This is a genomic window from Bradyrhizobium sp. WU425 (assembly GCF_021052305.1).
GTDB lineage: Bacteria > Pseudomonadota > Alphaproteobacteria > Rhizobiales > Xanthobacteraceae > Bradyrhizobium > Bradyrhizobium canariense_D.
The window spans coordinates 1,774,769-1,796,487 of sequence record NZ_CP088089.1 but is presented as its reverse complement, the minus strand read 5'-3'; the positions used below and the strand labels follow the sequence as shown (position 1 = coordinate 1,796,487).

At 64.8% G+C, this 21,719-nt stretch carries 19 protein-coding genes; 1 reads left to right on the top strand and 18 read right to left on the bottom strand.

Annotated features, from left to right (window positions below; genetic code table 11):
- Positions 1-50: 50 nt before the first annotated feature.
- The 8 genes from BcanWU425_RS08580 to BcanWU425_RS08545 form a co-directional block, all read right to left on the bottom strand.
- On the bottom strand, positions 51-1,355 hold the full coding sequence (locus BcanWU425_RS08580; RefSeq protein ID WP_085348915.1) for a TRAP transporter large permease: 1,305 nt from the start codon (positions 1,353-1,355) through the stop codon (positions 51-53).
- A 34-nt stretch (positions 1,356-1,389) separates the two neighbouring features.
- Complete coding sequence (locus BcanWU425_RS08575) at positions 1,390-1,983, bottom strand: TRAP transporter small permease subunit (protein ID WP_085394693.1); 594 nt, start codon at positions 1,981-1,983, stop codon at positions 1,390-1,392.
- A 9-nt stretch (positions 1,984-1,992) separates the two neighbouring features.
- On the bottom strand, positions 1,993-2,991 hold the full coding sequence (locus BcanWU425_RS08570; RefSeq protein WP_018453766.1) for a TRAP transporter substrate-binding protein: 999 nt from the start codon (positions 2,989-2,991) through the stop codon (positions 1,993-1,995).
- A gap of 39 nt (positions 2,992-3,030) precedes the next feature.
- Entirely contained in the window at positions 3,031-4,689 is a 1,659-nt protein-coding gene (locus tag BcanWU425_RS08565; protein ID WP_204512225.1) for a hydantoinase B/oxoprolinase family protein, read from the bottom strand.
- Between the two features lie 2 nt (positions 4,690-4,691).
- Positions 4,692-6,776: a hydantoinase/oxoprolinase family protein gene (locus tag BcanWU425_RS08560; RefSeq protein WP_204512226.1), complete on the bottom strand. Its 2,085-nt coding sequence runs from the start codon at positions 6,774-6,776 to the stop codon at positions 4,692-4,694.
- Positions 6,777-6,917: 141 nt separating this feature from the next.
- A complete protein-coding gene (locus tag BcanWU425_RS08555; RefSeq protein ID WP_085348919.1) occupies positions 6,918-7,724 on the bottom strand; it encodes an NAD-dependent protein deacetylase in 807 nt (268 codons plus the stop codon).
- A gap of 52 nt (positions 7,725-7,776) precedes the next feature.
- Complete coding sequence (locus BcanWU425_RS08550) at positions 7,777-8,613, bottom strand: SDR family oxidoreductase (RefSeq protein ID WP_085359482.1); 837 nt, start codon at positions 8,611-8,613, stop codon at positions 7,777-7,779.
- A 79-nt stretch (positions 8,614-8,692) separates the two neighbouring features.
- Positions 8,693-10,006, bottom strand: coding sequence for a solute carrier family 23 protein (locus tag BcanWU425_RS08545; protein WP_085394694.1), 1,314 nt, complete (start codon positions 10,004-10,006; stop codon positions 8,693-8,695).
- Positions 10,007-10,130: 124 nt separating this feature from the next.
- Between BcanWU425_RS08545 and BcanWU425_RS08540 the strand changes: the two genes are divergently transcribed.
- Positions 10,131-11,465 (top strand): dicarboxylate/amino acid:cation symporter, encoded by a 1,335-nt coding sequence (locus BcanWU425_RS08540; protein WP_018453760.1) that lies wholly within the window; start codon positions 10,131-10,133, stop codon positions 11,463-11,465.
- A 187-nt stretch (positions 11,466-11,652) separates the two neighbouring features.
- On the opposite strand, the gene BcanWU425_RS08535 is transcribed toward BcanWU425_RS08540, so the two are convergent.
- From BcanWU425_RS08535 to BcanWU425_RS08490, 10 genes are all read right to left on the bottom strand, one after another.
- Positions 11,653-13,266 carry an ABC-F family ATP-binding cassette domain-containing protein gene (locus tag BcanWU425_RS08535; protein WP_204512227.1) on the bottom strand — a complete coding sequence of 538 codons (1,614 nt, stop codon included), beginning with the start codon at positions 13,264-13,266 and terminating at the stop codon, positions 11,653-11,655.
- Positions 13,267-13,437: 171 nt separating this feature from the next.
- Positions 13,438-13,785 carry a RidA family protein gene (locus tag BcanWU425_RS08530; protein ID WP_007596366.1) on the bottom strand — a complete coding sequence of 116 codons (348 nt, stop codon included), beginning with the start codon at positions 13,783-13,785 and terminating at the stop codon, positions 13,438-13,440.
- Between the two features lie 14 nt (positions 13,786-13,799).
- Positions 13,800-14,921 (bottom strand): NAD(P)/FAD-dependent oxidoreductase, encoded by a 1,122-nt coding sequence (locus BcanWU425_RS08525; protein WP_204512228.1) that lies wholly within the window; start codon positions 14,919-14,921, stop codon positions 13,800-13,802.
- Entirely contained in the window at positions 14,918-16,336 is a 1,419-nt protein-coding gene (locus BcanWU425_RS08520) for an FAD/NAD(P)-dependent oxidoreductase (RefSeq protein WP_204512229.1), read from the bottom strand. Before BcanWU425_RS08520 ends, BcanWU425_RS08525 begins: the two co-directional genes overlap by 4 nt.
- A complete protein-coding gene (locus tag BcanWU425_RS08515) occupies positions 16,333-16,629 on the bottom strand; it encodes a (2Fe-2S)-binding protein (protein ID WP_018453756.1) in 297 nt (98 codons plus the stop codon). Before BcanWU425_RS08515 ends, BcanWU425_RS08520 begins: the two co-directional genes overlap by 4 nt.
- Before the next feature lie 19 nt (positions 16,630-16,648).
- Positions 16,649-17,785: an NAD(P)/FAD-dependent oxidoreductase gene (locus tag BcanWU425_RS08510; protein WP_204512230.1), complete on the bottom strand. Its 1,137-nt coding sequence runs from the start codon at positions 17,783-17,785 to the stop codon at positions 16,649-16,651.
- An 8-nt stretch (positions 17,786-17,793) separates the two neighbouring features.
- The gene (locus tag BcanWU425_RS08505) at positions 17,794-18,600 is read right to left on the bottom strand and encodes an ABC transporter permease (RefSeq protein WP_204512231.1); all 807 of its coding nucleotides are present in this window, start codon (positions 18,598-18,600) and stop codon (positions 17,794-17,796) included.
- Entirely contained in the window at positions 18,597-19,472 is an 876-nt protein-coding gene (locus BcanWU425_RS08500; protein ID WP_018453753.1) for an ABC transporter permease, read from the bottom strand. The genes BcanWU425_RS08505 and BcanWU425_RS08500 overlap by 4 nt, the downstream gene beginning before the upstream one ends.
- A complete protein-coding gene (locus BcanWU425_RS08495) occupies positions 19,469-20,503 on the bottom strand; it encodes an ABC transporter ATP-binding protein (RefSeq protein WP_204512232.1) in 1,035 nt (344 codons plus the stop codon). Before BcanWU425_RS08495 ends, BcanWU425_RS08500 begins: the two co-directional genes overlap by 4 nt.
- Before the next feature lie 23 nt (positions 20,504-20,526).
- Positions 20,527-21,561, bottom strand: coding sequence for an ABC transporter substrate-binding protein (locus BcanWU425_RS08490; protein WP_018453751.1), 1,035 nt, complete (start codon positions 21,559-21,561; stop codon positions 20,527-20,529).
- Positions 21,562-21,719: the final 158 nt, after the last annotated feature.

Below are 21,719 nucleotides of genomic sequence, written 5' to 3'. Positions count from 1 at the left end.
CGTTTGGCCTCGCAGTCCCAGAGTGCTGCGGGCGGACGCGGAGGAAGGATTTACCCGTACAGCACGCGCGGGAGGATCGTGACGATGCCGGGCCAGAGCGTCAGCAGCAGCACGAATCCGACCATGATGAGGAGATAGGGCATCGTGACGCGCGCGATGTAGCCGAGGCCGTCGTCGGTCAGGCCTTGGATCACGAACAGGTTGAAGCCGACCGGCGGCGTGATCTGGGCCATCTCAACCGCGAGCACGAGGAAGATGCCGAACCAGATCTCGTCGAAGCCCGCGCCCTTCACGATCGGCAGCACGATCGGCAGCGTCATCACGATCATCGAGAAGCCATCGAGGAAACAGCCGAGGATCAGATAAAAGATAATCAGCACCACGATCAGCATGAACGGCGATAGCCCCAAGCCCTTCACGAAGGCGGCGACTGCCTGCGGGATGCCGAGGAAGGCCGCGGCGTTGCCGAGGATCGAGGCGCCGAGCACGATCAGCGCGATCATCGAACAGGTCACGACCGAGCCGATCAGCACGTCACGCATCACCTGCTGCGACATCGAGCCCTGCGCCCAGGCGACCAGCGCCGCGCCGAACACGCCGACCGCGGCGGCCTCCGACGGCGTCGCCAGCCCGCCATACATCGAGCCGAGCACGCAGGCGATCAGGAACAGCGCCGGCGCGAGGTCCTTGAGCGCCGCAAACCGTTCGCGCCATGGCACTTGCGAGAGCTTGGCTTCCGCCTCCGGCACCATGCCGGGGTTAAGGGTCGTGTGCAGCATCACCCACCCCATGAAGGTGGCGGCCAGCAGCAGTCCGGGCAGCACCCCGGCCGTGAACAGTTTCAGGATCGAGACGTCGCCGAGCACGCCGTAGATGATCATGATGTTGGATGGCGGGATCAAAAAGCCGAGCGTGCCGGCGCCGGCGAGCGAGCCGATCGCGATGTCGCGGGAATAGCCGCGGCGCAGCAGTTCGTTCAGGGACATGCGGCCGATCACCTGCGTCGTCGCCGCCGACGAGCCGGAGATTGCGGCGAAGATGGTGCAGCCGATCACGTTCACATGCAGAAGACGACCCGGCAAAAGCCCCGCCCAGGGCGCGAGCCCCTGGAACAGAGAACGTGACAGACGGGTGCGAAACAGCAACTCGCCCATCAGGATGAACAGCGGCAGCGCCAGCAGTTCCTGCGTCGTCAAGATGTTCCAGGCGTATTGCGGCAGCAGCTTGTCGAGCGGGATTGAGCGGAACATCGCCAGCAGCAGCGTTGCGGTGAGCGCAAGCGTCAGGCCGATCCATACGCCGCATGCCAGAAGCGCAAACAGGATCCCGAAGAGAGCAACGACTTCGATGGTCATGGTATCCGGTGTCTGCTGGCTGGCGCGTGGGCGATCATTCGACGGGCGAGGCCTTCATGCGGTGGTCCTCCAGCGGCAGGCCGAGCACGGCCTGGATCACGCGCGCCAGGAACTGCAGCGTCAGCAGCAGCATGCCGAAGGTGACGACGGCCTGTGGAAACCACAGCGGGGTGTCGCTCGAGGTCGAGACCTGGCCGCGCACATAGGCGCCGAAGGCGAACTTCGCCATCGATGATGTCAGGAAGGCCATGAAGGCGAAGCCGGCGGCGGCCGACAGGATTTCGATCGCGCGCTGAAACGGAGCGGAGACGTTCTTCAGCAGCAGCACGACACGGATATGGCCGCCGACGCGCAGGGTCATGGCGGCGCCGAAGGTGAAGGACGCCGCCATCAGATAGGAGGAATACTCCCACGCGATCGAGATTGTGGGCGGAAAGAACGGCAGGAAGTTCGAGAGGAAGCGCGTTGCGACCTCGCACAGCATCAGCAGCGTCAGCATCAAGAGGCAGCCGCCACCGATCCAGCCGTCCAGCCGGCCAAGACGGTCGATGCCGTCGAGCAGGATGCGCAGCGGCGCCGGCGCCGCCGCGTTGAGACTATGGGACGACGCAGGCAAAACATCTGCCACTGCAAGTCCTCAGCGCTTCATTTCCGCGAGATAGGCCCGCACCGGCTTGTCGGCCGCCGGCACGCGCTTGACGAAAGCGTCGAGCTGCGGCGCCGTCTTGGCGCGAATGTCCGTGATCATGGCATCCGAGACCGGCACCACCTCCATGCCGCCTTCCTTGAGCCGGTTGAGGCTGTCGACATCCGCCTTGAGCGAGTTCGCCCAGAAGCCCGGCTCCATCTTCGCGGCAATGCCGGCGACGAGCTGCTGCTGATCGGCACTCAGCGCCTTCCAGGAATCGAGGTTGACGGTGAGCATCTGCGACGACCAGACGTGGTTGGTCGGGTAGATGTATTTCAGGAATTCCCAGAATTTTCCGTCGACGCCCGACACCGACGAGGTGGATACGCCGGAGACCGCGCCCGACGCCAGCGCCGGGATGGTCTCGCCCCACGGAATCATCACCGGCGCCATGCCGACCACGGCCAGCATGTCGACGGCGTTCTTGTCGGGCACGCGGATCTTGATGTTCTTCAAGCCGTCGACATCGGCGACCTTGACCTTGAGATGCAGATATTGCGTCGGCCAGGGCACGATGTAGAGGATCTTCTGGTTGTTGCGCGCGGCGACCTTCTCGTATTCGGGCCGCACGTATTTGTGCAGCACCTTCAATTCGTCCATGGAGCCGCAGAGAAAGGGAATGCTTTCGACGCCCATGAAGGGTTCGTCGCCGACCTGCTGAATATTGAGGACGTCGGCGAGCGGCACCAGACCGTCGCGGACGGCGCGCAGATGCTCGGGGCCCTTGAAGCCGAGCTGTCCACCGGCCTTCACGGTGATCGCGACCGAGCCAGCCGTCTGCTTCTTCACCTCTTCCGCGAAGGCAAACGCGTTCTGGGTGTGGAAATTGCCGTCGGGCCATACCGTCGACATGTCCCAGCTTACCGTCGCCGCTCGCGCGCGGGTCGAGATGTGGCCGGCTGCGAGCAGCGTCGCTGCGCCCGCGGTAAAAGTCCGTCGCGTGATCATTGAGCCCCTCCGTTTGCTACGCGCACGACGCCTGAAGCGTCATCGCGTGTGCCCATAAATTTCAACCGCATTGTCGGCAGACACGAGGCCGCTTTCGATGTCGTCGTTGACGGCTGTCGGCGCGCGCTCCCGGGGATCGCCGATGCCGGCGCCGCCTGGTGTCAGCACCACCAGCCGGTCGTCCGGCGGCACCTGCTGAAAGCCTTTTCCACGCAGCTTCTTGCCGGACTTCAGGCCGACATAGCCGGCCTCGCCGTTCTTGCCGCCATCACGTCCGCGTGGCGGATGATCGATGCGATCGAATGCCGCCAGGATGTCGAACGGCCCATCGACACCGCTGCCGACCTCGATGATCTGGCCGAGGCCCCCGCGGGTTCGCCCTGCCCCGCCGGAATCCGGACGCAGTTCCTTGCGCCAGAAGATCAGCGGCGTCTGCGTCTCGGCGATCTCAACCGGCGTGCCGCGCACGCCGCTGGGATAGGCGGTCGCCGACAGCCCGTCCTTCGCGAAGCGCGCGCCGGTCCCGCCATTGGAGGTCACCGCCATCGAAAATCCGTAATTGCCGCCGGCGCCCGAGCGGGTCTGGCCGCGCACGTTGAGATTCCACAGGCACGAGGTGCCTTCCGCGGGCACGCGCTCGGGAATGATCTGGCGCAGGCAGCCGAACACGACATCGGGCAGCATCTGGCCGATGATGTGGCGCGAGGCGACCGGCGCCGGCTTTGGCGCATTGAGGATCGCGCCTTTGGGAGCCGACACCGTCAGTGGCGAGAGCGAACCGGCATTGTTCGGAATCTGGGAGGCGACGACGCAGCCGAGACCGAACACGGTGTAAGCGATGGTGTAGGACAGAGGCACGTTGATGCCGAACCTGGACGCGGCCGAGGTGCCGTCGAAGTCGACGTGGATGCCTTCGTCCGAGATCGTCAGCACGGCGGCCAGCGTGACCGGCTCATCATAGCCGTCGACCACCATGGTGTTGCGCCAGCTGCCTTTCGGCAGTTTGGCGATCTCGGCCAGCACGGCCTCGCGCGAGCGGTCGCAGATGTAGTCGCCGAGCGCATCGAGCGAGTCGATGCCGAACTCGGTCATCATCTCGACCAGGCGCTCGCAGCCGACGTCGTTGCAGCCGGCGAGCGAGTAGGTGTCGCCCTCGGTGTCGATCGGCAGCCGCGTGTTGGTGCGGATCATCGCCATCAGCGTCTCGTTGACGACGCCCTGGTCGATCAGCTTCAGCATGGGGATGTAGAGCCCCTCCATGAACACGTCGGTAGCGTCGGGTCCGAAGCCGATGCCGCCGATGTCCATGAGATGGCTGGTGCAGGAAAACAGCGCGACCGGCTTGCCGTCCTTGAAGCAGGGCGTGGTGACGACGAAATCGTTGAGATGGCCGGTGCCCATCCAGGGATCGTTGGTGATGTAGGCGTCGCCCTTCTTCATCGTCTCGATCGGAAAGTGGGCGATGAAGTGCTTGACCGATTCCGCCATCGAGTTGACGTGGCCGGGCGTGCCGGTCACCGCCTGCGCCAGCATCCGTCCCTTGAGGTCGAACACGCCGGCCGAGAGGTCGCCGCATTCGCGCACGATCGGGCTGAAGGCCGTGCGGAGCAGCACCTGCGCCTGCTCCTCGACCACGGCGATCAGCCGGTGCCACATGATCTGAAGGTCGATCAGGCTCGCGCCGCTTGCCTTGCTCATGATCAGGCCGCCTTCCGTTCCATGACGATGCTGCCGGCACCGTCGATATGGGCATCAAAACTGTTGGAGACGAACGTCGAGGTCTCGTCCTCCGCGATGACGGCGGGACCTGCAATCGTCGCGCCTGGCGCCATGTCCTCGCGGCGATAGAGCGGGATCTCGATCACCTCCCCGACCCGGCCATCGAAGAACTTGCGGCTGCCGGTCGCCTTCCCGGCGGGCTTGCGCGTAACGGTTGCGACAATAGGCGGATTGCGCGCCTCGGTCGTCGCAAGCACCGACCAGCTCAAGACCTCGATCGCCGCACCCGGGATCGGCCGCTCGAACATCACCGCATAATCCGCCTCGAACTTCTGACGCAGGCCGGCCAGATCGGCCGTCGCCAGCCGCCGGTTCGGCAGTTCGATCGAGATCTCATGGCCTTGACCGACATAGCGCATGAAGGCCGCGCGGCGCTCGCGGACCGGCGCGCCTGCCGCACCCGTCTCGACCAGCGCACGCGCTTCGGTCACCATCTCCTGGAGCAGATCGGAGACCCCTTCGGTGTCGAAATCGTCGAGCCGCACATGACGGCTGCGCACCAGCTCGTAGGCGATCGGAGCCGCGAGGAAGCCAACGGCCGAGCCGACGCCGGCATTGGAAGGAACGATCACGCGGGAGACACCGATCTTCTCGGCGACGCGCGCCGCATGCAGAGGCGCCGCGCCGCCGAAGGCGATCAGCGTGTGCTGACCGACAATCTCACCGCGCTCGACCGCATGCACGCGCGCCGCGCTCGCCATGTTCTCGCAGACGACCTCGTGCACGGCATAGGCCGCAGTCTCTGCCGACAGACCCAGCGGCTCGCCGACGCTGCGCAGCAGCGCCTGCTTCGAGAGTTCAGGGTCGAGCTTGATCGTGCCACCCGCGAAGTCGTCCGGATCGATCATGCCGAGCGCGACGTCGGCATCCGTCACGGCCGGGCGCAGGCCGCCGCGGCCGTAGCAGGCGGGCCCGGGCTCCGACGAGGCACTCTCAGGACCGACCGTGACGCGCTTCATCGCATCGACATGGGCGATCGAGCCGCCGCCGGCGCCGATCTCGACCATCTCGATCACGGGAATCCGCACCGGCAGACCCGAACCTTTCAGGAAGCGCGCTGCGCGATCGACCTCGAACACGCGCGAGGTCTCGGGCTGGTATTTTTCGATCAGACAGATCTTTGCCGTGGTACCGCCCATATCGAAGGACAGCACCTTGCTCTCGCCGAGACGCGCCGCGATCTGCGCCGCGAAAATGGCGCCGCCGGCAGGACCGGATTCGACGAGGCGCACCGGAAAGCGCCGCGCCGTCTCGATCGAGGTGACACCGCCGCCGGAGGTGACGAGATAGATCGCGCCGCGGTACTGCTCGACCTGCAAGGCGTCGGACATGCGAGCGAGATAACCATCGATTAGCGGCTGCACATAGGCGTTGGCCACTGCAGTCGATGTGCGCTCATATTCGCGGATCTCCGGGCACACCGCGGACGATACGGTCACGGAAATGCCGGGCATCTCCTCACTGATGATCGCGGCCGTGCGGCGCTCGTGCTCGGGATTGGCGTAGGAGTGCAGGAACGCGATTGCGACGCTCTCGACGTTCAGCGCGCGCAATCTTGGCGCGAGCGCGCGCACCGCCGCTTCGTCCAACGGGAGGCGGACGGCGCCATGCGCGTCGATGCGCTCGGGCACGGTGAAGCGCAAAGATCGCGGCGCCAGCGGCTTCGGCTTGTCGATGGAGAGGTCATACTGGTCGTAGCGGCTCTCGGTGCCGATATCGAGCACGTCGCGAAAGCCCTCGGTCGCGATCAACGCCGTCTTGGCGCCGCGACGCTCGATGATGGCGTTGGTCGCGAGCGTCGTGCCGTGAATGAAGACGTCGATGTCGCTGATATAGGCGCGCGCATCAGCGAGAATGAGCCGCATGCCGTCCAGCACCGCCTCTTCCGGCCGCTGCGGCGTCGTCAGCAATTTGCGCGTCTTGCGCACCTCGCCCACGTCCAGCACGATGTCGGTGAACGTGCCACCGATATCGACGGCAAGCCGCACCTCGGCTCCCTCAAGCATTCCAAACTCTCCGTGCTGATCGTCAAGACCGAGGACAAAAGCGCCGCAATTTCCATGCCATGGATGACAGGAACATGCTGCCGTCCAGCTATTCTGCTTGGCACCCATGCAATAGGCAAGGCGTGTTCGCAGGCCGCGCGATCAGAGCAGGAATGCAAGCGCCGCTTCGCAGCGCTCCTCGACCTTCAGCGTGAGGAGATCATCGGCGCGGGTGCGTCCGAGATTGACCGCAGCGATCGGGATTTGCCGTTGCGCGGCCGCCTGCACGAAGCGGAAACCGGAATAGACCATCAGTGACGAGCCGACGATGAGCATGGCGTCCGCCTGCGCCAGATGATCCTGCGCGGTCACGACCACGTCGCGCGGGACGGTCTCGCCGAAGAACACGACGTCGGGCTTGAGGATGCCGCCGCAGGATTCGCAGGCCGGCACCTTGAACGACGAAAAATCCGCATGCTCCAGGTCCGCATCGCCGTCGGGCGCATCGGCCGCGTCGAGCGTCAACCATTCCGCATTGGCGTGGCCGAGCGTCTCCTGGAATTCGCTCCGCGGGGTCTTTTGACCGCAGCCCATGCAGCGGACCAGATCGAGCCGGCCGTGCAGGTCGATCACCTGGCGGTGGCCGGCGGATTGATGCAGCCGGTCGACGTTCTGGGTCAGCAGCATTCCGCAACGCCCGCTCGCCTCGAGCCGGGCGAGCGCGTGATGCGCATCGTTCGGCCTCGCCTGGCCGAACCGCCGCCAGCCGATCAGGCTGCGCGCCCAATAGCGCCGACGCGTATGCTCTTCCGACATGAAAGCCTGGAAGTTCACCGGCTGGGTCCGCTTCCAGTTGCCGTGACTGTCGCGATAATCGGGGATGCCCGAATTGGTGCTGCAGCCAGCGCCGGTCAGCACGAACAGATTTTCGTGCCGTCCGACGAAATCGCGGAGCGGATGATTTGCCATGACGCAGATGTAGTCTGCGCAGGCCGGTTTTGCCAGATGGCGAGGAAGCCCGCTAGCTTGCCCAGTTCTCGCGGAATTCGGGAAACAGCGTCAGACCTCCGCACGCATAGATGGTCTGCCCCGTGATGTAGCTGGCCTCATCCGAGGCGAGGAAGGCGAACACGCCGGCGATCTCCTCCGGCGTGCCGACACGGCCGAGCGGAATGTGGCTGGTGACCACACCGCGCTTTTCCGGATCGCCGGTCCAGGCCGCGTTGATTGGGGTGTCGATCGCGCCTGGACCGACCGCATTGACGCGAATGCCGCGGCCGGCGAATTCGAGTGCCAGCGTGCGTGTCAGATTGGCCATGCCGCCCTTGCTGATGGAATAGGCGAGGTAGCCGGGTTTCGGGATGATCTGGTGGACGCTGGAGCAATTGATGATGCTGCCGCCTGCGCCGCGCGCAACGAAATGCGCGAGCGCCTTCTGGGCGCAGAGCACGGCGCCGTTGAGATTGACGTCGATGATGCGGCGATAGGTGTCGATGTCGAGCGCCTCGCTCGGCGATTCCCGCTGGAAGCCCGCATTGTTGACCAGGCAGTCGAGACGCTTCCAGCGCGCCAGGATCGTCTCGAACATCGCGGCTACGTCCTGCTCGTTGCTGACGTCGGCCCTGACGACGACATGGTCGAGCTTGCCGTGGCCGCGATCGCTCGATGCCGTACGCGCGTACGCGAGCACCTCCTCTGCCTTTTCCGGATGATCGACATAGTTGATGGCAACGGTCGCGCCTTCCTGGGCAAGCCGAATGGCGACGGCGCGGCCGATGCCTTGCGAGGCGCCTGTCACCAGCGCGTATTGGCCGACGAGGCGCGAAGAAAAGGTGGTCGAGCGGTCGGTATGTGGCATCGTTCTTCTCCGGGGACACATCAACATGGAGGGAACCGGCGTTTTGTTCCATCCGTCGGCGCACAGCTGAGATTCACTCCTAGCGGCGAGCCAGTCGCGAAGTCAGGATCTGGTACAGGATGATGGCGCCAAAGGTTGCGGTGCCGATCCCGCCGATCGTGAAGGCGCCGAATTTGAGCGTGAGGTCGCCGGCGCCTGCGGTGAGCGCGACCGCGACGGTGATCAGGTTTGCCGGACTTGAGAAGTCGACCTTGTTCTCGACCCAGATCCGGCCGGCCATTGCGGCGATCAACCCGAACAGCACGATCGAGAGCCCACCGATGACGGGACCCGGGATCGACAGGACCAGCGCGCCGAATTTCGGCGAGAAGCCGAGCACGATCGACACCATCGCCGCGAAGGCAAACAGCAAGGTCGAATAGACCTTCGTCGCCGCCATGACGCCGATGTTTTCGGCATAGGTGGTGACGCCGGTGCCGCCGCCGCAGGCGGCCACCATGGTCGCGAGGCTGTCGGCAAGCAAGGCGCGGCCGAGATAGTCATCGAGGCTCCGGCCCGTCATGGCGCCGACGGCCTTGATGTGACCGAGGTTCTCGGCGACGAGAATGATCGCGACCGGCGCGATCAGGACGATTGCATCGGCCTGGAAGGTCGGCGTGGTAAGACTCGGCAGGCCGATCCACGACGCAGCCGAAACTTGCGTGAAGTCGATCGGCCTGCCGAAGCCGAGGCCGTTCGCGAACAGCAGGTACAAAAGATATCCGCCGATCGCGCCGAGAATGATCGGCAGGCGGCGCCACAGGCCAGGCGCGCCAACGGCAACCACGCCGATGATCAGAACGGTCGCGAGCCCGATTCCTGTGTCGAACGCATTGGCGCTCACTGCCTTGACCGCCACCGGCGCGAGGTTGAGGCCGATCGCGGCGACCACAGCGCCGGTGACGACCGGCGGCAACAGCTTCTCGATCCAGCCAACCCCCGACCACATCACGACCAGCGCGATCAGGCCGTAGAGGACGCCGGCTCCTACGATGCCGCCAAGCGCAACCGACAGGTTCGGGTTCGGCCCGTGCCCGGCATAGCCTGTGGCGGCGATCACGACCGCGATGAACGCGAAGCTCGAGCCGAGGTAGCTCGGCACGCGCCCCGCGACGATGACGAAGAAGATCAGCGTGCCGATGCCGGAAAACAGCACCGCAACATTGGGATCGAACCCCATCAGCAGCGGCGCGATGATCGTCGAGCCCGACATTGCGACGCAATGCTGGAGACCGGAGACAACGGTCTGGCCAAGCGGCAGCCGCTGCTCGGGCATGATCACGCCGGAGGACTTCAGAATCCAACGCGGAAAATAGCCTTGCGCTCGCTCATCGGAGCCCGTTGCAATCGGCATGTTCCCCCCAGTTGCGGTGCAGCGACAGATCTTCGTGCGAACAGATAAAAATGTGATTGTCGCTTCTGCAGCGGCCATCACATGATGCAAATCAAACAAGATCAATACGTCCGGGGCCTATTCTATGACACACATTGCGATCCAGCCAGCCGTCCACCGCCGGCACCAGCCCTGGTACAAGATCCTCTACATTCAGGTGCTGATCGCGATCGCACTCGGGGTGCTCGTCGGCTATTTCTATCCCGATCTCGGCAAGGCCCTGAAGCCGCTCGGCGACGGTTTCATCGCGCTGATCAAGATGATGATCGCGCCGGTGATCTTCTGCACCGTGGTGCACGGCATCTCCTCGATGGGCGACCTCAAGCGCGTCGGTCGGGTCGGGCTGAAGTCGCTGATCTATTTCGAGACGGTCTCGACCGTGGCGCTCGCGGTCGGCCTGCTGGTCGGCGAGGTGCTCCAGCCCGGGCACGGCTTCAACATCGATCCCGCCACGATCGACCCGAAATCGGTGGCGACCTACGTCACCAAGGCCAAGGAAGAAGGCATCGTCGCCCATCTGATGGCGATCATCCCCGACAGCTATCTGGGCGCCATCGCACGCGGCGATCTGTTGCAGGTGCTACTGATCTCGATCCTGTCGGGCTTCGCCATCGCGTTCCTCGGCAAGGCCGGCGAGCCCATTGCGGAGGCGATCGACAAGGCCGCAAAGATGTTCTTCGGCATCATCCGCATCATCGTGCGCGTCGCCCCGATCGGAGCGTTCGGCGCGATGGCGTTCACCGTCGGTGCCTACGGCCTCGGTTCGCTGCTCAACCTCGCGGCCCTGATCGGCACGTTCTATCTCACCAGCATCCTGTTCGTTGTGGTCGTGCTCGGCGCAATCGCGCGGCTCGCCGGCTTCTCGATCTTGCGTTTCATCGCCTACATCAAGGACGAGCTGCTGATCGTGCTCGGCACCTCGTCATCAGAAACGGTGCTGCCGCAGATGATCCAGAAGATGGAGCATCTCGGCGCCTCGCGTTCGGTGGTCGGCCTCGTCATTCCGACCGGTTACAGCTTCAACCTCGACGGCACCAACATCTACATGACGCTGGCAACGCTGTTCCTGGCGCAGGCGACCAATACCCATCTGACCATCTGGCAGGAGCTCGGCATTCTCGGCATCGCCATGATCACCTCGAAGGGCGCCTCTGGCGTGACGGGGGCGGGCTTCATCACGCTGGCGGCGACGCTCTCGATCGTGCCCGACATCCCGATCCAGTCGATTGCGATCCTGGTCGGCATCGACAAGTTCATGAGCGAGTGCCGCGCGCTGACCAATCTGATCGGCAACGGCGTCGCCTGTGTCGTCATCAGCATCTCCGAAGGCGAGCTCGACCGCGATGCGCTGCACGAGACCATGGCCCATCCGCTGGAGATGGGTGAGGCGCTCGAACCGGGCGGCAGCGCCGCCTCCTAGGCCGCGCGCAGGTTGGGCGGCGTCCGGTTCCAACGCGGTAGTTTCCCGGAGTGGTAAATTGGAGCGACGCGAGTCACAACTGCTGCGTTGGGATCACGGATTGATACTCATCTTTTTCCACCCGACGCGCTGGGGGCAGGGCGTCGGGTTTTTGAAAATTGTCGTCGTGCCGAACCGCAAAGCGGGATCAAATGATCCTGCAACCGGCGCGCTGCCTCGGGGCAGCAAGATCGAGCCGTCGGGTAATCCCGATCGCCTGCAAAAACGCCTCATCATGACTGACGACGAGCAGCGCGCCGTCATAGGCCCTCAAGCCCGCTTCGACGGCTTCGATGGATTCGATGTCCAGATGATTGGTCGGCTCGTCGAGGATCAGCAGCGACGGCGGCATCGCTCCGCCCAGCACGCAGGCAAGGCCTGCACGAAACATCTGCCCGCCGCTCAAATGTCCCGCAATCTGCAAGGCGGCATCGGCTCGAAACATGAACCGGGCCAGCGCCGCATGGCATTCATTTGCACCCGCCTTCGGATGGAAGCGCCTGAAGTTATCCAGGATGGAGACCGCGGGATCGAGCAGGCTGACCTTCTGATCGAACAGCGCAAGATCCGGCCTGACCCGCATGGTGCCGGAGAGCGGACGTAGTTCGCCGGCGACGAATTTCAGCAGCGTCGTCTTGCCGGAACCGTTGGGTCCGACAATTGCCAGGCGCTCCGGACCAACGATCGCGAGCGATAGATCGCGCAAGACTTCCCGGTCCGGCCGATAGCCGGCGCTGACGCAATCGAGCCAAACCACCTCCCTGCCCGCTGGCAGCCGGGTCGAGGGCAGCTTCACCGACAGCGGCTGAAGAATCTCGATGCGCCGGCGCGCCGTATCGACGGCCTCAAGCGCATCCGCACGCCGCCGCTCGGTGATCTCAGCGTTCTTGCCGCCGGTGTCTTCGCTACGGTCCTTGCGTGCGCCGGCCAGGATGCGCGGCATGTCGCCCTTGGCGCGCTTCTTCTTACCGCCACTGTCCTTGCGCGCTTTCCTCTCCGCAGCCTCCTGCGCCCTGCCGTCGATCGCGGACAGGCGCCTCTCGGCATGGGCGAGGTCGTGCCTGACAGCCGCGAGCGCGACGGCTTTCTGTTCGCAATAACTGCTCCAATTGCCGCCGTATCGCGCGGCTCCGAGCGACGTCAGCTCGACAATCGCGTCCATGGTTTCGAGCAGGCTCCGATCGTGGCTGACGACAATCGCCCCACCGCGCCAGGACGCAAGGAAATAGATCACGGCCTTGCGGCCCTCCCGATCGAGATCGTTGGTGGGCTCGTCGAGCAGCAGGAAGTCCGGCTCCGCGAAGATCAGCGCGGCGAGACGAACCCGCGTGACCTGGCCGCCCGACAGGCTGCCGAGCTCGATGTCCGGAGCGACATCGAACCCAACACGCGCGAGGGCGGATGCAAGCCGTGTTTCGAGGGTCCAATCGACCTCGGAAACCTCCTCGGCCGAGGCATCCCCGCGCTCGGCTCGACGAAGCAGATCGAGCGCGGCTCGCGCCTCGAACAGATCGATCACCTTCGCGCCCGCAAGGGGCTGGACGTCCTGGCGCAGCAGACCGACGGTTCCGTTGACGGTAACGCGGCCCGACTGGGGGATGTGCTCACGCGAGATCGATGCAAGCAGCGTCGTCTTCCCGACGCCGTTGCGGCCGACAAGGCCGGTCCGCTCGGCGCGGAATGTCAGATCGATGTCGGAGAGAAGAGGACGGCCGTCAGGCGTGGACAGCGACAGGTTGGACAGGATGATGGAAGCAGGCATGGAATTCCCCGTGAGCAAGGCAGGTCGGCTTTGCGGTCGGGGTCAAATCCATGGATCTCGAATATCCTGTTTGAGGGCTCTCTAACTAATCCCATCGAAGGGCGAGATCAAGGCGAGGCTCTGAGGAACGACGGCGCGCGGAGCGCCGACGTCCGCCGCAGGCCCGCGCGATCAACCCTTGAGCGCGGTGACCACGACCTCGATCAGCGCGCTGCCGCCGAGATCGGCGACGCCGACGGTGGCGCGGGTCGGCAGATTGTCGCCGAAGAACTCGGTCCAGACCGCGTCCATCTCCTTCTTCTTGGAAAGGTCCGTGACGAAGATCGAGGTGCTCACGACGCGCGACTTGTCGGTGCCCGCTTCCTTCAGATAGCCGGCGATCTTGCCGAGGATGTTGCGGGTCTGCTCGCCCATCGACACAGAGGTGTCGTCGGCGATGGTGCCGCCAATGAAGACGAAGCCGTTGGCTTCGACGGCGCGGTGCATGATGGGCGTGCGGATGCTGCGGGTAATGCTCATGATGTCCTCTTTTGCTAGAGCGTGGAGGGGTGGAAACGGTCGATGCCGAGATCGCCGATGCGGGTCTGGGTGCCGCCGTTGACGATCAGCTCCGCCATGACGGCGCCCGCGCCGGGGCCGAGCTGGAAACCGTGCAGCGAAAAACCGAATTGGTGATAGAGGCCCTTGTGCCGGCTGCTCGGTCCAAACACGGGCAGATCGTCCTTGGTCTTGGCCTCGATGCCGGCCCAGGCCCGCATGATCGTCGCGTCGCGCATGACCGGGAACAGCTCGAACACGGTGCGGGCGCTGGTCGCGAGGCTTTTCCAGTCCAACACCGTCTCGTTGCGATCCTGATGGGGCGTAGCCAAATGGCCGCCGCCGATCAGCACCGTGCCGTTCTTGAATTGCTTGAAGGACAGCTTGCGGCCGCGCAGGATCACGACCGGATCGATGAAATGCGGCACGCGCGAGGTGATCATCAACATCGGCGCCACCGTCTCGACCGGAACGGGCTCACCGAGCGCGGCTGCGATGGTCCCGGCCCAGGCGCCGGCGGCATTGACGAGCACCGGCGCGGCAAAGCTCTCGGCGCCGACATCGACATGCCAGAGACCATCGGTGTGCCGGATATTCGTGGCCGCAATGCCCTCGCGAACGGTCGCACCGAGCTGCCCTGCCTTGCGCCGGAACGCCGTCGTCGCCTGCGCGGGATTGGCCGCACCGTCGCGGCGCGAGACCACGCCGCCGGGACAGCTCTCGGCGACCGCAGGCACGAGGCGCCGCAGCTCTGCGGCATCGATCAGCTCTTCGTGGGTGAAGCCGAGCGCGTTGAGCTCGGCCACACGTGCGCGGCAGACCGCGAGTTCCTCTTCGTTCTCGGCGACGAGGACCTGGCCATAGCTCTCAAAGCTGCAATCGTCGTCGAGGAGATCGGTGATCTTCTCCCAGATACCCATCGAGCGGATCGAAAGCGGGATTTCGGGGATGTGCCGCGCAAGCTGGCGCACGCCGCCGGCGTTGACACCGGAAGCGTGCCGGCCGGCATAGTCCTTCTCGATCAGCACCGGCTTGAGGCCGGCGAGACACAGATATAGCGCGGTCGAGCACCCGTGGATGCCGCCGCCGACGACGATCGCATCCACGTTTTTCGTCATCCGCGCACCACCGCCTTGATGTCGTCTGCGCTCTTCGGAACGGCGGCGAGCTCGGCGAGCGTGATCGGCTTGACCGGCGCGCGCAGCCGGTAATAGCCAATCTCCTGCGGGCTCTTGCCCCGCGCCTGCGCCATCAGCTCGGTGACGGTGAGGCCGCAGAGCCGGCCCTGGCACGGCCCCATGCCGGTGCGGCGGTAGGCCTTGAGCTGGTTCGGCCCGGTCGCGCCGATCGCGACGGCGTCGAGAATATCCTTTGCGGTGACCTCCTCACAGCGACAGACGATGGTGTCGCCTGCGGGAATGCGAAACTGCGGCGCCGGCCGGAACAGCGTGTCGAGAAAAACGCGACCACGTTCGGCCTTGGCGAGATCGGCGCGGAGGCTCGCCATCGGCGCAAATATTTTTGCAGCCGCAGGCGCCAACGCCTCCACTGCCGCGCGTGCCGCGATGCGGCCGCGCACTACGGCTGCGTTCGCCCCGCCGATGCCGGCGCCGTCGCCAGCAATCGCAATGCCGGCGACCGACGAATTGCCGCTGGCATCCAGCACCGGAGACCAGCACAATTGCAAATCATCCCAGCGATGCTCGATTCCGGCCGCCATCGCCAGATTGACGTTGGGCACGACGCCCTGGTGCAGCAGCAAGAGATCCGCAAGGACGGTCTCGCGCTTGCCGCCGGCGACATAGCTGACGTTCGCGAGTTGGCCGTCACCAGAGGCAGCAAGCTCGCTGACGCCTGAGACGACCTGCACCTTCGCCTTCACCTCGCGCATCATCGACAAGCCCTTGGCGAAATACGGCGAGGTCAGGAAAGCGAAAGCGTGGGGGAGTGCGGCGAAATAGTTTACGCGCTCGGTGGTGTCGAGAATGCGATCGATGCGACCGCCGAGACGCAAGATCTGCGCGGCGAGCAGCCAGAGCAGCGGCCCCTGCCCCGCGATCACCGTGCGGCCATCCGGCACCAGGGCCGATGATTTCAACATGGTCTGCGCGGCGCCCGCGGTCATCACGCCCGGAAGCGTCCACCCGGGAATCGGAAACGGCCGCTCCAGCGCGCCGGTCGCGAGGATCACGCGCCTGGCCTTGACGAAGGCGGACGCGCCGCCGACCGAGACGGCGATATCGAGATTGCGATCGAGGCTCCAGACCGTTGCGCGCTGAATGACCTCCGCGTTGCCTGCGCGTAGCGCCTGCACGAGATCGGTACCGACCCAATAGTCCTCACCGAGCTGGCTGCGGTCGGTCACCGGCGTCGAGGCGATGGCACGAAACACCTGGCCTCCGGGGCCGATATTCTCGTCGAGCAGCAGCGTGGACAGGCCGGCTTCGGCGGCCGTCGCGGCGGCGGCAAGGCCGGCAGGCCCGGCCCCGATCACCACGACGTCATATTCTTCGCGCTTGGGAGCCACAGTCATTTCCCGATCTCCCGCTTGCCCTTCTGAATCTCGATCTGCATGCCGTCGGTGACCGGCACCAGGCAGCCCTGTCGGTTGCCGACGCCATCGATGGTGACGAGGCAATCGAAGCACACGCCCATCATGCAATAGGGCAAACGCAGCGCCCCGCTGACTGCGGTCGAACGGCGTGCATCGCAGCTCGAGGCCAGCAGCGCGGCGGAGACGGTGTCGCCCTGCCGCGCCGCGACGGCAACGCCATCGACGAAGATTTGCACCGCTGGCCGCTTGTCCTGCTCGGATCGTTTGAACATCCTGGCTCCTTCAATGTCCCTAGTAGCCGCTGTTGTTCGCGGCACCGGCGGCGCCAAAACGGCTGGCCGAGAACGGGCCGACCAGCTCGGGCTCGAGCGCGCCTTGCGCAACCATCCGCGCGATCTCGAAGGCGTGGTTGGAGGCGAGTGTCACCCCGGAGTGGCAGCAGGCGACGAAGGCACCGGGATGCGTCTCCGACTGGTCGTAGATTGGAAAGCCGTCCTGCGGCATGACGCGGATGCCGGCCCAGCTCCGGACCACGTTGAGCCGCGCGAGATGCGGAAACATGCGCTGGGCGCGATCCGTCATCACGGCGCTGACCGAGTGCTTCAGCGCGCGATCGTCGAGCTCGTCTTCCTTGCTGTCGCCGATCATCACCGTGCCCTCGTCGGTCTGGCGGATCGTGGTCAGCGGATGCGGCAGAAAGGGCATGGTGCGCTCGGTCACCACGATCTGGCCGCGGGTCGGGCCCATCGGGGCGTGGAGACCGACCATCGGCGCCAGGGTCTGGTTAGCATTGCCGGCGGCGAGCACGATCTTGGCGGCACGGAGCTCGCCCTGCGGCGTCGTCAGGCAGAATTCGCCGCTGCTCCTGCTGATCGCCGAGACCGGGCGCTCCGGAAGATAGTCGATGCCGAATGCCTTGAAGCCGGTGTGGAACGCACGAAACGTGCGCAGCGAATTGACGTGACCGTCGAGTGGACAATAACTGCCGCCGGAGACCTCGGGCCCGATCAGCGGCAGCGCCTTCTTCACCTCGGATGCCGGCAGCATCTCCATCTTGTAATCGGCGGCACCCGTCTGGTTGTGCATGCGCTTGACCAGCTCGGCGCGCTGACCGAACTCGTCCTCGCCAAGCGTCAGATGAAAACCGCCGTTCTGCTGAAGCGAGACATCGAGGCCGGTCTGCTGCTTCAGCTCCGAGGCGAGCCTGCTCCACGCCTGTGACGCCTGCACCGTCCAGACGGTATAGGCTGGCATGCCGAGCCCCTTGCTCTGGACCCAAACCAGCGCAAAGTTCGCGCGTGAGGCGCGCTTGGTGATGTCGCCTTCGTCGAGCACGGCCACCTTCTTGCCGAGTCTTCCCAGGCCCCAGGCGATGGCGGAGCCGAGCAATCCGCCGCCGACGACGGCGACATCGTAATCTGTTCGCATGGATTCTCCTATCGCCCTGTATCGCCCTTGCCGGCGAGCACGCGGTCGAGCCCGTAGAAGCGATCGAGCAGAATGAGGGCGGTCATGGTGATCGCGATCACGCAGGCCGAGACGGACGTCACCAGCGGATCGATGTTGTCCTGGATGTAGAGGAACATGCGCACCGGCAGTGTTTCGGTGCCGGGTGCCGCGAGGAAGACGGTCATGGTGAGATCGTCGAAGGACTGGATGAAGGCGAGCGCCCAGCCGCTGATGACGCCGGGCAGGATCAACGGCAGCGTCACGCGGCGGAATAGCGTCCAGCCGCCGGCACCGAGCGAGACCGCCGCCATCTCGACCGAAAGGTCCATGCCGGTCGCCGCCGCCAGGGTCAGCCGTAGCGCGAACGGAAACACGATGATGACATGCGCGATGATCAGCGCGGCGAAGCTGCCGCCCATCCCGGCCGAGGTGAAGAAGCGCAGGAACGCGATGCCGAGCACGACATGCGGGATCATCAGCGGCGAGAGAAAGAGGGCCGCGAGCGCATCACGGCCGCGGAAGCGATAGCGCGCGATCGCGAGCGCCGCCGGTACCGCGAATAATAGCGCGACGAACGACGATAGTGCGCCCAGGCCAAGGCTGACCCAGAAAGCATGGACGAATTCGGGATAGTTGGCGATCGCCCTGAACCAGCGCAACGAAAAACCGTTTGTCGGCAACGACAGGAAGCCTTCAGGCGTGAACGCAACGAGGCAGACGACGAGGATCGGCGCCACCATGACGATGACAAAGATGGTGTGGAAGATCAGCGCGAGCGGGCCATTCCGGCTCATCGGAACACCTCCGCGTAACGGCGCTCGATCAGTGCGTTGCTGCCGACGACGATCAAGACCAGCGCGGCCAGCAGCAGCGTGGCGACCGCCGCCCCCAGCGGCCAGTTCAGCGTGTTGAGGAACTCGTCATAGGCCAGCGTCGCCGCGACCTTGAGTCGACGGCCGCCGATGATGGCGGGCGTCGCAAACGCGCTGGCCGAGAGCGAGAACACGATGATCGCCCCAGACAGCACGCCCGGCATGATCTGCGGCATGATGATGCGGTGGATGATGGTCGCAGGGCCGGCGCCGAGCGACATCGCGGCATTCTCGATCTGCGGATCGAGCCGCTGCAGCGCCGCCCACACCGACAGCACCATGAACGGCATCATCACGTGCGCGAGTGCGACCACCATGCCGGTTTCGGTGAACATGAAGGGGATAGGCGCGCGGATCAGCCCGGCCGACATCAGCAGCTTATTGACGAGGCCGTTGTTGCCGCCGAACAGCAGCGCCCAGCCGAGCGTCCGCGCCACCACGGAAATCAGCAATGGCCCCAGGATGACCAGGAGAAAAACGCTCTTCCAGCGTCCGCTCATTCGGTTGAGGATGTAGGCTTCGGGTGCACCGAGCACGGCGGTGAGCAGCGTAGTCAGGATCGCGATGCGAAACGTCCGCCCGAACATCTCGGCGTAATAGGGATCGGTTACGATCTCATGCCAGTTCTTGAGGATGAAGACCGGCTCGATGCCCTTGTACTGGCCCCAATCATGGAACGACAGCATCACGGTCATTGCCAGCGGAATCAGGAGCACGCCGACGAACAGCATCAAAGCGGGCGCCGTCAGCGCCCAGGGCGTGCGTGCGTTTCGTTCCTCGGCGGAAGCGCTCATGCGACGCCCCTCACGCTCATGTCCTCGGGCCGCCAGGTGAGGTGAACGGCCTCGCCTTCGACCGGCTGCGACCGGCCGTCATTCTGGCGGATCACGGTCGCCGGGCCACATTCGCTCTCGCACTGGAACAGCCAGTGATTGCCCTGGAAGATGCGTGTGACGATCTTTGCGCTGAGGCCCGCGTCGCCAAAATCGATCCGCTCGGGGCGAATGCTAATGGTGACGGGACCGCTGCGCCCGACAGGCGCAGGCGCGCTCCACGAGCCGACAATCAATCGCCCAGGCGCACTGGTCCGATCGATCGTCGCGGCAAAGTCGTTGGTCTTTCCCAAAAACTGCGAGACGAAGGCCGAGGCCGGCTTCTCATAAGTCTCTTGCGGCGTGCCGATCTGCTCGATCCTGCCCTGGCTCATCACCACGATGCGGTCGGACAACGACATCGCCTCGTTCTGGTCGTGGGTGACGAGGATCGTGGTGGTGCCGATGGTACGCTGGATCTGGCGCAGCTCGATCTGCATCTCCTCGCGCAGCTTGGCGTCGAGATTCGATAGCGGCTCGTCGAGCAACAGCACGCTCGGCTTGATCACCAGCGCGCGCGCCAGCGCCACGCGCTGCTGCTGGCCGCCGGACATGCGGCGCGGATGGCGATCCTCGTAGCCGGCAAGCCCGACCATCGCGAGCGCTGCGCGAACGCGCTCGGTCCGTTCGCCGCGCGGCACATTGCGCATCTCGAGCCCGAAGGCGACATTCTCGGCCGCGGTCATGTGCGGAAACAGCGCGTAGCTCTGGAACACGATCCCGAGCCCGCGTTTGGCCGGATGGATCGCGGTCAGATCCTTGCCTTGCAGCCGGATCGCGCCGCGGGTGGGATCGAGGAAGCCCGCGATCATCTGCAGGGTCGTGGTCTTGCCGCAGCCGGAGGGGCCGAGGAAGGAGACGAACTCGCCCTTCCCCACCGCGAGACTGAAGTCGTCGACGACAGTCTGCGCTCCGAATTGCTTGGCGACCCCTTCGAGCTCGAGATAGGCCATGACGCTGTCTCCGCCGCGAACGATCAGCGTTCGACCTCGCGATTCCAGCGCTTGGTCCATTCCTCACGCTTCTCGTTGATGACGGTCCAGTCCGGATTATAGAGCTTTGCCGCGCGCTCGCCGATCGGCGCCATCTTGCCGAGCTCGGGCGGGATCACCAGCGATTTCAGCACCGGGCCGTAGCCGTAATCCTTCAGCATCACGAGCTGGATCTTGGGTTCGAGCAGCATCTTGACGAAGCTAGACGCAAGCGGCGAGGCGTTCGGCTTGGTGATCGGACAGGCGGTCGTCAGCAACGTCGCGGCGCCCTCCTTCGGATAGACGAAATCGACGGGGAAGCCGGTATTGGCAAAGCTCTGCACGCGGCCGGTGCCCCACACCGCGATCACAGCCTGCCCGGACTGGAACAGCTCGGTCATCTTGCCCGGCGACGGCTCATAGGCGAGCACGTTCGGATTGATCTGCTCCTTGAAGATCTTGAAGCCGGAATCGACATTGGACTCGCCGCCGCCATTCATCTTCGACAGCATCACCAGCGCTTCGAGGCCATAGGTGTTGTTGATCGGCGGGATCACGAGCTGCTTGGCGTATTTCGTGTCCTTGAGATCGTTCCAGGAGGTCGGCGGCGCCCAGCCCTTCTCCGCAAACACCTTGGTGTTGTACATCAGGCCGGTCGCGACGATGCCGATCGCGACCGCACGATCGTCCTTGAAGCGCGCGGTGTCGTAGAGATCGGTCGGCAGGCCATCGAGCTTGCCGCAGAAGCCGAGTTGGATCGCCTGGTACATCGGGCCGTCGTCAACGATGGCGACGTCGATCTGCTGGTTGCCCTTCTGCGCCTGGAGCTTGGCCAGCGTGTCGGTGGAGTTGCCGGCGACGTACTCGACCTTGACGCCGTTCTCCTTCTCAAAAGTCGGGATCACCTCGTCGCGGATGGTCTTCTCGAACGAGCCGCCATAGCCGGCGACATAGAGCGTCTTTTGCTGAGCCGTGGCAACCGAGGGGGCGGCGATGAGGGCCGCGATGCTGACCGCTGTCAGAAGGCGAAAAGTCTTCATGTGGTCCGATCTCCATACCGGGATGAGGTGACGTGCCGACGAGTCTCGTTGGCTGAACCTTCCGCATTTCCTTCCGCGCAGATCCCTCTCCGACTAGGGCTCCAGCCCTTGCGCGGCGAATTTTGGCGCGATCCGGAGGTTTAAACCCCTCCAATCTG

Coding starts and splice junctions, on each gene's coding strand:
- BcanWU425_RS08535 (WP_204512227.1), bottom strand. CDS start 13,266: ATGCCTGCTTCCATCATCCTGTCCAACCTGTCGCTGTCCACGCCTGAC.
- BcanWU425_RS08505 (WP_204512231.1), bottom strand. CDS start 18,600: ATGAGCCGGAATGGCCCGCTCGCGCTGATCTTCCACACCATCTTTGTC.
- BcanWU425_RS08515 (WP_018453756.1), bottom strand. CDS start 16,629: ATGTTCAAACGATCCGAGCAGGACAAGCGGCCAGCGGTGCAAATCTTC.
- BcanWU425_RS08500 (WP_018453753.1), bottom strand. CDS start 19,472: ATGAGCGCTTCCGCCGAGGAACGAAACGCACGCACGCCCTGGGCGCTG.
- BcanWU425_RS08510 (WP_204512230.1), bottom strand. CDS start 17,785: ATGCGAACAGATTACGATGTCGCCGTCGTCGGCGGCGGATTGCTCGGC.
- BcanWU425_RS08580 (WP_085348915.1), bottom strand. CDS start 1,355: ATGACCATCGAAGTCGTTGCTCTCTTCGGGATCCTGTTTGCGCTTCTG.
- BcanWU425_RS08565 (WP_204512225.1), bottom strand. CDS start 4,689: ATGAGCAAGGCAAGCGGCGCGAGCCTGATCGACCTTCAGATCATGTGG.
- BcanWU425_RS08560 (WP_204512226.1), bottom strand. CDS start 6,776: ATGCTTGAGGGAGCCGAGGTGCGGCTTGCCGTCGATATCGGTGGCACG.
- BcanWU425_RS08490 (WP_018453751.1), bottom strand. CDS start 21,561: ATGAAGACTTTTCGCCTTCTGACAGCGGTCAGCATCGCGGCCCTCATC.
- BcanWU425_RS08540 (WP_018453760.1), top strand. CDS start 10,131: ATGACACACATTGCGATCCAGCCAGCCGTCCACCGCCGGCACCAGCCC.
- BcanWU425_RS08530 (WP_007596366.1), bottom strand. CDS start 13,785: ATGAGCATTACCCGCAGCATCCGCACGCCCATCATGCACCGCGCCGTC.
- BcanWU425_RS08525 (WP_204512228.1), bottom strand. CDS start 14,921: ATGACGAAAAACGTGGATGCGATCGTCGTCGGCGGCGGCATCCACGGG.
- BcanWU425_RS08520 (WP_204512229.1), bottom strand. CDS start 16,336: ATGACTGTGGCTCCCAAGCGCGAAGAATATGACGTCGTGGTGATCGGG.
- BcanWU425_RS08555 (WP_085348919.1), bottom strand. CDS start 7,724: ATGGCAAATCATCCGCTCCGCGATTTCGTCGGACGGCACGAAAATCTG.
- BcanWU425_RS08550 (WP_085359482.1), bottom strand. CDS start 8,613: ATGCCACATACCGACCGCTCGACCACCTTTTCTTCGCGCCTCGTCGGC.
- BcanWU425_RS08545 (WP_085394694.1), bottom strand. CDS start 10,006: ATGCCGATTGCAACGGGCTCCGATGAGCGAGCGCAAGGCTATTTTCCG.
- BcanWU425_RS08495 (WP_204512232.1), bottom strand. CDS start 20,503: ATGGCCTATCTCGAGCTCGAAGGGGTCGCCAAGCAATTCGGAGCGCAG.
- BcanWU425_RS08570 (WP_018453766.1), bottom strand. CDS start 2,991: ATGATCACGCGACGGACTTTTACCGCGGGCGCAGCGACGCTGCTCGCA.